This window comes from Pyxidicoccus xibeiensis, from assembly GCF_024198175.1.
In the GTDB taxonomy this organism is placed as follows: Bacteria; Myxococcota; Myxococcia; order Myxococcales; family Myxococcaceae; genus Myxococcus; species Myxococcus xibeiensis.
Map to the genome: position 1 here is coordinate 74,731 of NZ_JAJVKV010000018.1, position 12,490 is coordinate 87,220.

Genomic DNA, 12,490 nt, shown 5'->3' on the forward strand with positions numbered 1-12,490 from the left:
AGAAGCAGGCGGGGCAGGTGGGCCGTGACATAATCGCCGTCCCCGCGCCCCCCAAATGTCCCACTCCCACCGCAGCGCGTCCCGGTACACCCTGCTCGCCGAAGTGGCGCTGATGGGGCTCGTCGTGCTGGGGCCGCTCGCGCTGGGCGGCGCGGCGCGGTGGGTGCTCTGGCCGCTGGTGGCGCTCTCGGGCGCGGCGGCCGTGCTGGCGGCGGTGGGCGCGAGGCGGCAGGGCCAGTCGCTGCGCTTCCCGCTGCTGGCGGTGCCCCTGGCGGCGGGCGCGGTGCTGTGCGCGCTGCAGCTCGTCCCGCTGCCCGCGAGCGTGCTGGAGGTGCTGAGCCCGGAGGCCGCGGGGCTGCGTGAGTTCGCCCTGGCGCCGCTGGGCCTGGACGGTGCGCGGCCGGTGTCGCTCGATGCGCCGGCCACGTGGCGCGAGCTGGCCAAGCACCTGGCGTACCTCCTCACCTTCCTGGCGGCGGTGCAGGTGTGCCGCGCGCGCCGCGTCCGGGAGCGCCTGCTGGCGGCGCTGGCCTTCACCGGCGCGGGCGTGGCGGTGGTGGGGCTGGGCCAGGCGCTGCTGGGCGTGGAGTCCCTCTTCGGCCTCATCGCGTGGGTGCACGCGCGGCCGCCGCTGGTGACGCCCTTCGGCAACCCCAACCACGCCGCCGGCTTCCTGGGGCTGTGCGCCACGGTGGGGCTGGGGCTGGCGCTCACCACGCGGCCCCGCTCGCGCGCGCTGCCGTATGCGCTGGCGGCGGGGGCGTCCGGGCTGGGCGTGGTGCTGACGCTGTCGCGCGGGGGCATCGCCTTCTTCGTCTTTGGCCAGGCGCTGCTGGCGCTGCTGCTCCTGCGCAGGCGCCACGAGGCGGGCGGGCGCGCTCCGCCGGTGTGGGCCCGGAGCGCCGCCGCGCTGCTGGGGCTGCTGGCCGTGCTGTCGGTGGGCGCGTACACGGCCGCGGACCGGCTGTGGACGGAGGCGCGCTCGGCGGACAGCATGGAGGAGCTGCGCCAGTCCAAGGTGGCGCTGTGGCCGATGATGGCGCAGGCCGCGCGCGCCTTCCCGGTGCTGGGCATGGGGCGCGGCGCCTTCGAGGCGGCCTTCCCCCGCTACCAGACGGAGCCCAACCCCAACACCCTCACGCACCCGGAGAACGCGGTGCTGCATGCGGCGGTGGAGCTGGGCGTGCCGGGCCTGCTGCTGCTGGCGGTGGCGGCGTGGGGCTTCCTCCGGCTGCTGCGCCGCGAGGGCCAGGACGCGCTGGAGCTGGCCGCGCTGGCGGGCGTGGCCGCGCTGGCGCTGCACAACCTCTTCGACTTCAGCCTGGAGCTGCCGGCGTGCGCGGTGGCGGTGCTGGTGGTGCTCGGCGCGGCGGCCCGTCCCCGTGAGCGCTCGCGAGGCGCCAGCAAGCCCGGGTGTCTCAAGCCGTCCCCGCTGCTGCTGGGCACGGGCGCGGGGCTCGCGGTGCTGGGGCTGGTGGCGCTGGTGCCGGGGCGCTCCCACGTGAGCGACGCGGAGGCGGAGCTGGCGGGGCTCGTCGCCGCGCGTGTGCCCGTGGCGGAGGTGCGCTCGCGCGGGCTGGCGCTCATCGACCGGCACCCCTCGGACTACGTGCTGTACCGGCTGGTGGCCTCGGCGTACGCGGCGCGGGGGCGCGAGGCGGCGGAGGAGTCGCTCGCCTTCGTCAACCGCGCGCTGTACCTGGCGCCCCGGGACGCCGCGTCGCACCGGGTGGCGGCGCGGGCGCTGCTGGCGCTGGGCCGGGGCACGCAGGGCTTCCTGGAGTACCGGCTGGCGTACGAGGCCGGGGACGCGACGGTGCTGCAGGGCGAGGCCCTGCGCCGGGCGCGCACGCTGGAGCACCTGGTGGCGCTGACGCCGGACTCACCGGAGGTGGCGGCGCGGCTGGTGGAGGCGCTGACCAACACGCCGGGACGGCTGGAGGCGGCGCTGGGCTATGTGGCCTGGGCGCGCACGCACTTCGACGGCCGGCCCGGCGCCGGTGCGCTGTGGGCGCGCGAGGCGCGGCTGCGGCTGCTCCGGGGCGAGCTGGCGGAGGCGGAGGCGGCGTGTGTCGAGGTGGAGCGCCGCGAGCCGGACGCGCTGGACACGCACCTGCTGCGTGCGGAGGTGCTGCGGGCACAGGGCAAGCGTGAGCAGGCGCTGCAGTCGCTGGAGCGGCTGCTGGTGCGCTTCCCGGGAAGCGTGGAGCTGGCCTTCACGCTGGCCACGCAGCAACTGGACGCGGGGCTGACGCGGCGGGCGAAGGACACGCTGCAGTCGGTGACGCCGTTCCTCACGGACTACGCGCAGCGGGCGCGGCTGCTGTCCATGGAGGCGGCGTGCCTGGAGCGGGAGGGGCTGTTCTCCCGGGCGGTGGAGGTGCGGCAGACGGCCGCCCGGCTCGCGCCCGGCCCCGACGCGTGGTTCGCGGTGGCGCGGGCGCAGGAGGCCCTGCGGCGCTTCGACGCGGCGGCGCGCTCGGTGCACGAGGGCATGCGCCTGCTACCACCCGGCTCCCGCAAGGATGCGGAGGCCTGGGTGGCCCGGCTGGAGGCCGAGGAGCGCGCGCGGGTGGACTCGCGGCGCAAGGAGCTCGAGGACCCCCGGGCCCAGGAGCTGGAGCACCTGCTGGGCAACACGGGCGGCGCGGGGACCGCGTCGGACGCGCCCTAGCCTGGACTTCGCACAGCGCCCGTCAGATGGGTGCGTGGGAGTCCAGGTCGACCGGCACTGGCTGCGGGCGCTGGGATGGGTTCGCCACCAGGCGGGGCTGCGGGTAGATGAAGGTCGCGACCAGGGGCCACTCCAGCGTGGCGAAGTCCTGGAAGCGCATCTCCAGCGCCTCCTCGTGCGAGCCGGCCCGGAAGAGCAGCCGCTCCGTCAGGCTGAGTGACTCGTCCACCGCCACCGGCAGGCCATACAGCTCGCCGAAGGGGGGCTCCGCGCCCAGCTCGCAGTCGGGGAAGTAGCCGGAGAACTCATCCTCCGTGGCCAATCGCACGGTGCGCACGCCCAGCATGTCGCGGACCCTGTTGAGGTCCACCGTGCCCGCCGCGGGCACGACGACAATCCAGGGCTGCCGGTCCGCCAGGATGATGACGGACTTGGCCACCCTCCAGCCCGAGACGTGCAGCGCCTCGGCCAGCTCCTGGGCACTCACCGCGCGGGAGTGCCAGTAACGCTCGAAGCGCACGCGATTGCGCCGGAGGTAATGCTGTATCGATTCCGGAATCATGGGGAATGTCACCTCCTCGTCAGAGAAGGTGGGTACCCGGAGCGATTGAGACCATCGTACGAGGATGGTCCCTGGCTCCTCCGGAACCACTCCCTGCCTTCGGGGCCCCGTCAGGCCGACGGTAGGGCAGGCGGGCGGGTACCTGATAAGCGGTGGTGCCCATGCCTAGAGCCCTGTCCGCCGCGGTCCTGCTGTCGTTGTTGATGGGCGTCCTCGGAAGCGTGGCATGCGGAACCGCATCGCCTGCAGTCCGAATCTGGGAAGGAGCCGAGCAGGACGAAACGGCCGCGTGTTCTGAGCCGGGCTCGGACCGGTGCGTCGTCCTCGCATGCGATGAGGGGGAGTGCGGGCTCTTCACCTGCGACGATGTAGATGCGGAGTCAGTGGCGAGTGCCACGTCAGCTTCAAACGTGGAGCTGGCCGTGGGGCGGCCATACATCAGGGGGCCCGGTACCTACCGGAATTGGTGGCAACGTCGCACGGGCATCCGGGGCGGGGCTCGTCCCCTGGCGACGGCACGGGTGCCTCACCGCCGTGCCGTGTTCGTCCAGGCGATGCCTTCGGAGTCGGGCAGGTCCATCAAGCACCATCTGTTCCCCCAGGCGCCAGAGTTCGCGGCCTGGTTCCGGGGCGCTGGCATCGACATCCACCAGTTCACGATGGTCATTCCCGAGAACGTCCACCGCCAGATTCACAGCGGAAAGGGGATGGGACCCGGAGGTGCGTGGAACCACGCGTGGCGGCAGTTCATCATTGCCAACCCGCGCCCGCCGCCGAAGGACGTCATCATGCGCCACTCGCTCGAGCTCGCTTTCCGATTCCAGCTCTCCGGGCCCATCGTGCCGTACAACACGCCCATCGTGCCGAAGACGCCCGGCCCACGGATTGAAGCCTATTGACGAGAGGTCAGCCGCGCGTGAGGAGGGAAGCGTGAAGTGCTACCGAGTCGAAGCGGACATGGCGGCTGGCTACACCGGTGACCTGAGTCGCGCGGCCCACAGGTGGGGCCTGCCGGGTGTCGAACCCTGCTCCGCCTGTAGCGTGGGTGGAGGCTGGGCCGGCATTCAGTACCCGTGCGTGGACCTGTCGGGATTGCCAGCGGCGGTCCTGAAGAGGTTGTCCGACTCCTGGCCCGTGCCGTTCGAGGAGTTCGCCCGGCTGCGCGAGACCGTGCGGCCACTGGCCCCCACGGGGGCTGTCCTGGAGCCGGGAACCCGGCTGGGGCCTCTCATGGGCACGGCTTCCGGCTCTTTTGGACAGCTTCATCTCCAGGGCTGGACCCTCGTCGGGCGTCGCGAAGCGCTCGAGCGGCTGCGGGACGCGGGCGTGCGCGGGATTCAGGGGTGCCCAACCCAGGTTCGGTTCCGGGGAAAGGCCCCTCTGGAGCTACAGGAGCCGCAGCTGGCGTTGCATGGCCGGCTCCACGACAGCTGCCTGCCGTCGAAGCGCGAGCCTCCATGCTCGACGTGCGGCGCCGAAGCCAGCTACAGCCTGCCGGAGAAGTACTGGCTCGACGCCGCCACGCTGCCGGGGCAGGTGGACGTCTTCCGCCTCGGGGATTTTCCAACCCTCATCATTGCCACCGAGCGAATGGCCGAGGCGGTACACCGCCTGGGGCTGGATGGCGTGACGTTCCAGCCCCTGGAGGCCCGCTGAGCCGCCTCACTGCTGGAAGTCGTAGACGTTGCCCAGCCGCAAGAGGCGCGTGAGCTCGTCCAGCGCGGTCATCGTCTCGCGGGCGAGCTGCGGGTCCTGCAGGTCCTTGGGGCGCAGCACCTCGCGGTAGTGCCGCCGCACCCACGAGGCCAGCGAGTCGTGCAGCGCGGGCGTGTAGAAGACGTCCGCGGAAATCGCCTTGCGCTCCGCGTCCGTCAGCCACACCCGCTGGCGCAGGCAGGCCGGGCCGCCGCCGTTGTTCATCGACTGGCGCACGTCCAGGTAGTGCACCGCCTTCACCGGCGTGTCCTCGGCCACCACGCGCTCCAGGAACTGGCGCGCCGCGGGCATCTCCCGGCTCTCCACCGGCGCGACAATCGCCATGGTGCCGTCCGGCAGCGTCAGCACCTGCGAGTTGAACGGATAGGACTTCACCGCGTCCCTCGGCGGCAGCTCGGCGCTGGTGGCCACCACCGCGCGGAAGTCCGGGCCCAGCTTCTCGCGCAGCACCTGCAAGAGCCCCGTGTGGTCCACGAAGGCCAGCTCGTGCAGCATCAGGAAGCGCTCGTTGCCCACCGCCAGCACGTCCGTGTGGAACGCCCCCGCGTCGATGCCGTCCGGGTGCTGCTGCGGGAAGAGCACCGACTTCGGGTCCAACCGGTGCAGCCGCGCCAGCGCCTGGCTCGCCTCCAGCGTCTGCCGCGCCGGGAAGCGCTTGGGGCCCGACACGTCCTGCCAGGCACTGCGCCCCCAGGCCAGCAGGTGCACGCCCGGGTGACCCGGAGTGGCCAGCCGCGTGTGGTTGGCCGCGCCCTCGTCCGCGAAGTGCCCGCTGCCGGGCAGCGGCGGGTGCACCGTGAAGTGCCGCTCGTCCGCGAAGATGGAGCGCAGCACCGCGTGCGTCGTCTCCGCCTCAATCGCTCGGTGGTACATCTGCGACAGGTTGGCCGGCGTCAGGTGGACACGGCCGTCCGCCGAGTCCTTGCCAGGCGCCACCGTGGCCGCGTTCGCCGTCCACATGGCGGAGGCGCTGGAGGTCAGCCGCAGCAGGTGCTCCGCCTCGCGCGCCGCGCGGGTGATGATTTCCTCGTCCGTGCCCGTGAAGCCCAGCGCGCGCAGCGCCCGCAGGGACGGGCGCGGCTGGGGCGGCAGCACCGCCTGGCCCACGCCCAGCCCGGACACGAAGCGCATCTTCTCCAGCCCCTGGAGCGCCGCCTCCCGGGGGTGGCTCGGCTCCCCGACGTGGCTCTGCGACGCCAGGTTGCCGGGCGAGAGGCCGCCGTAATTGTGGGTGGGGCCTACGAGCCCGTCGAAGTTGTATTCGCGCATGGGATATTGAACGCCTCGTGGAGCGACCTCCCTTAGCAAAGCGCCTCAAACGTTTCCTCCGCTACGTGCTCATCCGCGGAGTCCTGTTGCTCCTTCAACCCCTGCCCCTGGGGCTCGCGAGCGCCCTGGGCGCGCGTCTGGGCACGTGGGCCTACACCCTCGCCGGCGGCGAGCGGCGCAAGGCCCTCAAGTCCCTGGCGGTGGCCTTTCCGGAAAAGTCCGACCTGGAGCGACAGGCCCTGGCCCGGGCCGCCTTCCGCCACCTGGGCGCCGCCGCGCTCGAGGTCGCCTGCACCGGCGCGCTGGACCGGGGGCTGGAGCGCCTGGTGGCCTGGCCGGAGGAGGACCGCCGGGTGCTGGAGACGGCCCTGGCGCGCGGAAAGGGCGTCGTCTTCGTCTCCGGGCATGTGGGCAACTGGGAGCTGCTCGCCCGGCGGGTGGCGCGCGCGGGCTACCCCAGCCAGAGCATCGCCAAGGAGACCACCGACCCGCGCCTCACGGACCTGGTGGGGCGCTTCCGGGCCCGGGGCGGCGTGCGCAGCATCTGGCGCGGCCAGGAGGGCGCCGCGCGCGCCATGCTGCGCGCCCTGCGGAGCGGCGAAATCCTCGGAATCCTCATCGACCAGGACACCCGGGTGCAGTCCCTCTTCGTCCCCTTCTTCGGAGAGCTGGCCGCCACGCCCCGCGCCGCGGCGGACCTGGCCATCCGCACCGGCGCCTCGGTGGTGACGGGCTTCTGCCACCGGGAGGGGGAGGGGTACCGCCTTTCCATGGAAGAGGTGCCGGTGCCCCAGGAGGGGGACCGCGAGGCCGCGGCCCTGGCGCTGACGGCGGCCCTGTCCTCGCGAATCGAAGCCGCCATCCGCCGCACGCCCGAGCAGTGGGTGTGGATGCACCAGCGGTGGAAGACACGTCCGCCCACGGCCGGACCCTCCCCACTTCCAGAGGCGGCGCCCGCCGCTGCCCGGTGATAAGGAAGCCCCCGTGTCACGCCTGCCCGCCGCCAGCCTCGCCGCAATGCTCCTCGCCGCCTGCACGCCGCGCCGTGCCGCGGAGGGGCAGCAGGAGCAGGAGCCTCCCCCTCAGGTGGTGCTGTACGGCGCGCGCCTGGAGTCCTACGAGGGCGAGCGCCTCACCCTGTCCGGCACCGCCGAGCGGCTGACGTACCAGCGCGCGGGAGGGGACGTGCAGGGGACCAACGCCACGCTGAAGGTGCCCCCCGGCCAGGATGCCCGGGGCGGCTCGGGGGGCGTGGAGGTGAGCGCTCCGAATATGGAGGGAAGTCTCGCGTCCAAGCAGCTGGTGGGGTCAGGTGGGGTCGTCATCCGCACCGGGGAGGGCATGGTGGCCCGCACTCCCCGGTTGACGTACGACGCCAACACCGGCCAGGCGAATGGAAACGAGGGCGTGACGGTGACGGGAGCTGACTATCGGATGCGCGCGGACCGCTTCGAGCTGTCGCTCCCGGACGAGACGTACACCTTCGATGGCTCGGTGGAGACCGTGCTGGGAGCGGCAGAGTGATTGAGTTCGTCGTGATGGCCTTCTTCGTCGCCCAGCCCGTGCCCGCCGTCGCGGCCGCGGCCCCCACCGATGCGGGCACGCCCCCCGCCGCCGACGCGGGCACCCGCGCGCCGAACCCGCTGGGGCCCGTCAACCTGAAGGAGCCGGTGCAGATCTCCGCCGACCGCGTGGAGGGCGAGCGCACCCAGGCGACGCTGACGGGCAACGTGAAGGTGAAGCACCGCACCATGGACCTTCGCTGCGACCGGATGATTGCGTACTACACCCAGCCTCGCGTGGTGACGCGCGTGGTGTGCACCGGCGGCGTGCAGGCCGAGGACGGGGACCGCATGGCCCGCGGCGAGCGCGCCGAGTACGACGTCACCAGCGGCGTGCTCGTCGTCACGGGCTCTCCGGAGGCCCGCCAGGGGAACACCTATATGAGGGGGACGAAGGTTCGCCTCACCCTGGGAAGTGAAAGGCTCGAGGTGGAGAACGCCGTCATCCTCTTCGAATCCCCCGCGTCGGCCCCCACGCCGCCCCGGCGCAAGGGCGCGGGCACCCCCGCCCGCTCGCCCCAGGCGCCCGCGGCGGCTCCGGCAACCCCAGCGGCCCCGCCCGCACCCGCCCAGGGAGGCACCCCGAAGTGAGCGCGAAGCTGTCCGCCGAGGGCCTGGAGAAGACCTTCCGTCGCCGCAAGGTGGTGCGCGGCGTGTCCTTCAGCGTCGCCCCAGGGGAGGTCGTGGGCCTGCTGGGCCCCAACGGCGCCGGGAAGACCACCAGCTTCAACATGGTGGTGGGCCTGGTGACGCCGGACATGGGCCGCGTCAGCATCGGCGACGAGGACCTCACCCGCCTGCCCATGCACCGCCGCGCCCGCAGGGGCGTGGGCTACCTCCCGCAGGAGGCGTCCGTCTTCCGCAAGCTCACCGTGCGCGACAACTTCCTGTCCGTGCTGGAGCTCCAGAAGGGCCTGGACAAGCGCGCCCGCGAGCAGCGCGCCGACGCGCTCCTGGAGGAGTTCGGCCTCACCCACGTCGCCGAGTCCCTGGGCGAGACGCTCTCCGGCGGCGAGCGCCGGCGCGCGGAGATTGCCCGCAGCCTCATCCCCCAGCCCCGCTTCATCCTCTTCGACGAGCCCTTCGCCGGCGTGGACCCCATCAACGTGGGCGACCTCCAGCGGCAGATCTTCCTGCTGCGCGAGCGCGGCCTGGGCGTCCTCATCACCGACCACAACGTCCAGGACACCCTCGGCATCTGCGACCGCGCGTACATCATCGCACAGGGGCAGATTCTCGAAGAGGGCACCCCCGCCCAGATTGCCGCCTCTCCCAAGGCCCGCGCCGTCTACCTGGGAGAGCGCTTCCGCCTGCAACAAGCGCTCTGAGCACGACTGGCCACCGGCCAACCGAGTGACTAGTATGGGTTGGCCTCGCTTTTGCGTCGGCCTGTGAACACCCGCGCCTCACGCGGAGTGCGGTTAAGTCGTTGGTATCCTTGTGGAATTCTGGATATGCAAGCAAGGTACCACCTTTCCCTCACTAGACGAAGTCAGCGCCTCTTGCTACGTTGGCACGGTCTTTGATTGTGGTCCCATTTCATAAGGGACTGAGTCAACCTGGGAGCCCCGTCTCATGGCGATGGAACTGAAACAAAGCCTGAAGCTCGCGCAGCAGCTGGTGATGACCCCCCAGCTGCAGCAGGCCATCAAGCTGCTCCAGCTGTCGCGAATGGAGCTGCTGGAGCAGGTCCGCGAGGAGATGGAGCAGAACCCCCTGCTGGAGCAGCCGGACGAGCAGGCGCCGGGTGATGTAGGTGACAAGGAGCCGGGCGAGGCCTCGCTGGAGGCCGACAACGCCGAGGTTCCTCGCGACATGGAGATGCCGGCCGCCACGGCCGACACCGCCCCGGAGTTCAAGGCGGACGGCGAGGGCCCGCCGGAAATCGACTGGGAGCAGTACCTCAACAGCTACCAGTTCAACGAGCCGACCACCGCCTCCAACAAGGGCAACGTGGCCACGGACGACCTGCCGTCGTTCGAGGCCAACCTGGTGAAGAAGGAGGACCTGGTCGACCACCTCCAGGAGCAGCTGGGCACGCTGCGCCTGAACGACGCCGAGCGCCGCGTCGCGATGCTCATCCTCGGCAACCTGGATGACGACGGCTACCTCAAGCTGCCGGACATCGACGGCGACCCGCTCATCCGCCTGGCCAACGAGGCGGACGTGCCCATGCACGTGGCGGAGCGCACCCTGCGCCGCATCCAGACGCTCGAGCCCCGCGGCTGCGGCGCCCGCGACTTGCAGGAGTGCCTGCTCATCCAGCTCCAGGGGATGAAGGAGAAGGGCGCGTCCCTGCTCGGCCTCATCATCAAGCGCCACATGAAGTACCTGGAGTCCAAGAACCTGCCCGCCATCGCCAAGGACCTGAAGGTCCCCATGGAGGAGGTGGTGGAGGCGGTGAAGCTGCTGCCCAAGCTGGACCCGAAGCCGGGCCGCAACTTCAGCGGCGACGACGCGCAGTACATCACCCCCGACGTCTTCGTCTACAAGATGGGCGACGACTACACGGTGGTGCTCAACGACGACGGCCTGTCCAAGCTGCGCATCTCCGGCACCTACCGGAACGCGCTGAAGACGGGCGCGGTGGGCCCCGGCCAGACGAAGGACTTCATCCAGGACAAGCTGCGCAGCGCGATGTGGCTCATCCGCTCCATCCACCAGCGCCAGCGGACCATCTACAAAGTCACCGAGAGCATCATCAAGTTCCAGCGGGACTTCCTGGACAAGGGCATCGCCCACCTCAAGCCGCTCATCCTGCGCGACGTGGCCGAGGACATCGGCATGCACGAGTCCACGGTGAGCCGCGTCACCACCAGCAAGTACGTGCACACCCCGCAGGGCATCTTCGAGCTGAAGTACTTCTTCAACTCGTCCATCGCCCGCGTCTCCGGCGAGGACACGGCGAGCGAGGCGGTGAAGCACCACATCAAGCAGCTCGTGTCGCAGGAAGACCCGCGCAACCCGTACTCGGACCAGAAGATTGTCGAGCTGCTGCGCGCGCAGGGCACCGAGATTGCCCGCCGCACGGTGGCCAAGTACCGCGAGGTGCTGGGCATCCTCCCCAGCAGCAAGCGCAAGCGCTACTACTGAGCCGGCTGTGACGGTCCCCGGAGACGGGGACTGTGGCTTTGCGGCGGGCCGGCGCACGGGCACAGTGCGCCGCCATGAGCGACTCTCCTCGCAGGGAACTGGTGCCCCTGGTCGTCCCTCCCGTCGTCCTGGAGGGGCAGGCCGTCCGGCTGGTGCCGCTGGGGCTGGAGCACGCGCCCGCGCTGGCGGCGCTGTGCGAGCCCGAAATCTTCACGTGGATGCACAGCGCCCTGCGCACCCAGGCGGACGTGGAGGCGTTCATCGGCCGGGCGCTGACGGCGGCGGGGCAGGGCACCGAGCGCCCCTTCGTCATCCTGGAGCGCGAGTCGGGCGCGCCGGTGGGCAGCACGCGCTACCTGGACATCCAGCGAGAGCACCGCACGCTGGAGATTGGCTACACGTGGCTGGGCCGCCGCGCGTGGCGCACGCGCGTCAACACCGAGTGCAAGTACCTGCTGTTGCGCCACGCCTTCGAGACGCTCGGGGTGATGCGGGTGCAGCTGAAGACGGACCAGCGCAACGAGCGCTCGCGTGCCGCCATGGAGCGGATGGGCGCGAAGTTCGAGGGCATCCTCCGCCACCACATGCTGGTGCGCGGCGGCTTCGTGCGCGACAGCGCGTACTACAGCGTCATCGACACCGAGTGGCCCGAGGTGAAGGCCCGCCTGGAGGGGTTTCTCGCGAGGTAGTGGGGTATAGGAGGCGTCACGTATGCACGCCCTTCCTTCCTTCTTCCGCCGTGGCGTCCTGCTGGGCGCCCTCGTCGCGCTCGGCCCGCTGGCCGGGTGCGGCGGCTCCACCGAGACGGAGACCGTGGACCTCGCCGGGCTCGCGGACCGCTCGCTCACCTACGCGCTCAACGACGTGGACTTCTTCGAGGGCCCGGAGGCTCCCGGCACCCACCGCTTCACCGTCACGTTCTCCCTGGCGGGGGAGGACCGCTGCACCCGCCTGCGCGAGGGCGTCACGGCCACCTTCAACGACCAGCCGATGAGCCTGGAGCTCGGAGGGCTGGACAGCACCGCCGGCCGGGACGTGTGCGTGCCCACCCGCGCCTTCCTCGACTTCGACCCCAACGTCTGGGCGCGGCAGGACGTGGAGGACGCCCGCATCGTCCTCCAGGACGGCGGCCACACCGTGTCGCTCGTCGTCCAGGCGGGCAAGGCCAAGCGCACCTTCTCCTTCGAGGGAGAGGGCGCGGCGGACCGGCTCAGCCGTGGCCAGACGTACTCGTACCTCTGGCAGCCGGCCGTGGAGACTCCCGGCCTCATCTCCGCCACCCTCCTGCGCGAGGGCGGCACCGCCTCGGCCACCGTGCCCACCACGCAGGAGGGCGGGCGCGTCACCTTCACCGTGCCCGCCAACACGCCGGTGGCCAACCACCTGCTGACGCTCAGCGGGAGCGCGGCGGGCACCGTGCTGGAGTGCACCGGCGTGTCCACGTGTGAGGGCTCGCTGTTCCACTCCGAGGAACAGGTCGTCACCATCCAGTAGCCGGGCGCCAGCGCCCCCGGTGGGAGGGCGTGCGGGGCAGCGGCGGGGCCGGTGTCGGAGGCGCCAATTGCCGGGGCAGGGGAGCACTCCCACCGTGGTGGGAACCTTCCTTCCTTGCAG

Annotated in this window: 12 protein-coding genes; 10 read left to right on the forward strand and 2 right to left on the reverse strand. The window is 71.6% G+C overall.

The window, feature by feature from the left end; all coding sequences use genetic code 11:
• The first annotated feature begins 55 nt into the window (after nt 1–55).
• On the forward strand, nt 56–2,674 hold the full coding sequence (locus tag LXT23_RS43475) for an O-antigen ligase family protein (protein WP_253986400.1): 2,619 nt from the start codon (nt 56–58) through the stop codon (nt 2,672–2,674).
• Nucleotides 2,675–2,696: 22 nt separating this feature from the next.
• Here LXT23_RS43475 and LXT23_RS43480 read toward each other — a convergent pair whose 3' ends face one another.
• Nucleotides 2,697–3,236, reverse strand: a complete 540-nt coding sequence (locus tag LXT23_RS43480; RefSeq protein WP_253986401.1) for an aminoacyl-tRNA deacylase — start codon at nt 3,234–3,236, stop codon at nt 2,697–2,699.
• 161 nt (nt 3,237–3,397) lie between these two features.
• On the opposite strand from LXT23_RS43480, the gene sitA6 reads away from it, so the two are divergent.
• Both sitA6 and sitI6 read left to right on the forward strand, forming a co-directional pair.
• The gene (gene sitA6 / locus LXT23_RS43485) at nt 3,398–4,135 is read left to right on the forward strand and encodes a SitA6 family polymorphic toxin lipoprotein (RefSeq protein WP_456107034.1); all 738 of its coding nucleotides are present in this window, start codon (nt 3,398–3,400) and stop codon (nt 4,133–4,135) included.
• A gap of 31 nt (nt 4,136–4,166) precedes the next feature.
• Nucleotides 4,167–4,892, forward strand: a complete 726-nt coding sequence (gene sitI6, locus LXT23_RS43490) for a SitI6 family double-CXXCG motif immunity protein (RefSeq protein ID WP_253986403.1) — start codon at nt 4,167–4,169, stop codon at nt 4,890–4,892.
• Between the two features lie 6 nt (nt 4,893–4,898).
• Here sitI6 and astB read toward each other — a convergent pair whose 3' ends face one another.
• On the reverse strand, nt 4,899–6,221 hold the full coding sequence (gene astB, locus LXT23_RS43495; protein ID WP_253986404.1) for an N-succinylarginine dihydrolase: 1,323 nt from the start codon (nt 6,219–6,221) through the stop codon (nt 4,899–4,901).
• A gap of 17 nt (nt 6,222–6,238) precedes the next feature.
• On the opposite strand from astB, the gene LXT23_RS43500 reads away from it, so the two are divergent.
• The 7 genes from LXT23_RS43500 (at nt 6,239) to LXT23_RS43530 (ending at nt 12,370) form a co-directional block, all read left to right on the forward strand.
• Nucleotides 6,239–7,192, forward strand: a complete 954-nt coding sequence (locus LXT23_RS43500; RefSeq protein WP_253986405.1) for a lysophospholipid acyltransferase family protein — start codon at nt 6,239–6,241, stop codon at nt 7,190–7,192.
• Nucleotides 7,193–7,205: 13 nt separating this feature from the next.
• A complete protein-coding gene (gene lptC, locus LXT23_RS43505) occupies nt 7,206–7,745 on the forward strand; it encodes an LPS export ABC transporter periplasmic protein LptC (RefSeq protein WP_253986406.1) in 540 nt (179 codons plus the stop codon).
• Nucleotides 7,742–8,374, forward strand: coding sequence for an LptA/OstA family protein (locus tag LXT23_RS43510; protein WP_253986407.1), 633 nt, complete (start codon nt 7,742–7,744; stop codon nt 8,372–8,374). The genes lptC and LXT23_RS43510 overlap by 4 nt, the downstream gene beginning before the upstream one ends.
• On the forward strand, nt 8,371–9,111 hold the full coding sequence (gene lptB / locus LXT23_RS43515) for an LPS export ABC transporter ATP-binding protein (RefSeq protein ID WP_253986408.1): 741 nt from the start codon (nt 8,371–8,373) through the stop codon (nt 9,109–9,111). The genes LXT23_RS43510 and lptB overlap by 4 nt, the downstream gene beginning before the upstream one ends.
• Nucleotides 9,112–9,358: 247 nt before the next feature.
• Entirely contained in the window at nt 9,359–10,876 is a 1,518-nt protein-coding gene (gene rpoN / locus LXT23_RS43520; RefSeq protein WP_253986409.1) for an RNA polymerase factor sigma-54, read from the forward strand.
• Nucleotides 10,877–10,950: 74 nt separating this feature from the next.
• Nucleotides 10,951–11,565 carry a GNAT family N-acetyltransferase gene (locus LXT23_RS43525; protein ID WP_253986410.1) on the forward strand — a complete coding sequence of 205 codons (615 nt, stop codon included), beginning with the start codon at nt 10,951–10,953 and terminating at the stop codon, nt 11,563–11,565.
• 22 nt (nt 11,566–11,587) lie between these two features.
• Nucleotides 11,588–12,370, forward strand: coding sequence for a hypothetical protein (locus LXT23_RS43530; protein WP_253986411.1), 783 nt, complete (start codon nt 11,588–11,590; stop codon nt 12,368–12,370).
• The last annotated feature ends 120 nt before the right edge of the window (nt 12,371–12,490 follow it).

Excerpts from the sequence above, each read along its gene's own strand:
- LXT23_RS43475 (WP_253986400.1), top strand. The coding sequence starts at position 56 with ATGTCCCACTCCCACCGCAGCGCGTCCCGGTACACCCTGCTCGCCGAA.
- LXT23_RS43480 (WP_253986401.1), bottom strand. The coding sequence starts at position 3,236 with ATGATTCCGGAATCGATACAGCATTACCTCCGGCGCAATCGCGTGCGC.
- sitA6 (WP_456107034.1), top strand. The coding sequence starts at position 3,398 with ATGCCTAGAGCCCTGTCCGCCGCGGTCCTGCTGTCGTTGTTGATGGGC.
- astB (WP_253986404.1), bottom strand. The coding sequence starts at position 6,221 with ATGCGCGAATACAACTTCGACGGGCTCGTAGGCCCCACCCACAATTAC.
- rpoN (WP_253986409.1), top strand. The coding sequence starts at position 9,359 with ATGGCGATGGAACTGAAACAAAGCCTGAAGCTCGCGCAGCAGCTGGTG.
- LXT23_RS43525 (WP_253986410.1), top strand. The coding sequence starts at position 10,951 with ATGAGCGACTCTCCTCGCAGGGAACTGGTGCCCCTGGTCGTCCCTCCC.
- LXT23_RS43530 (WP_253986411.1), top strand. The coding sequence starts at position 11,588 with ATGCACGCCCTTCCTTCCTTCTTCCGCCGTGGCGTCCTGCTGGGCGCC.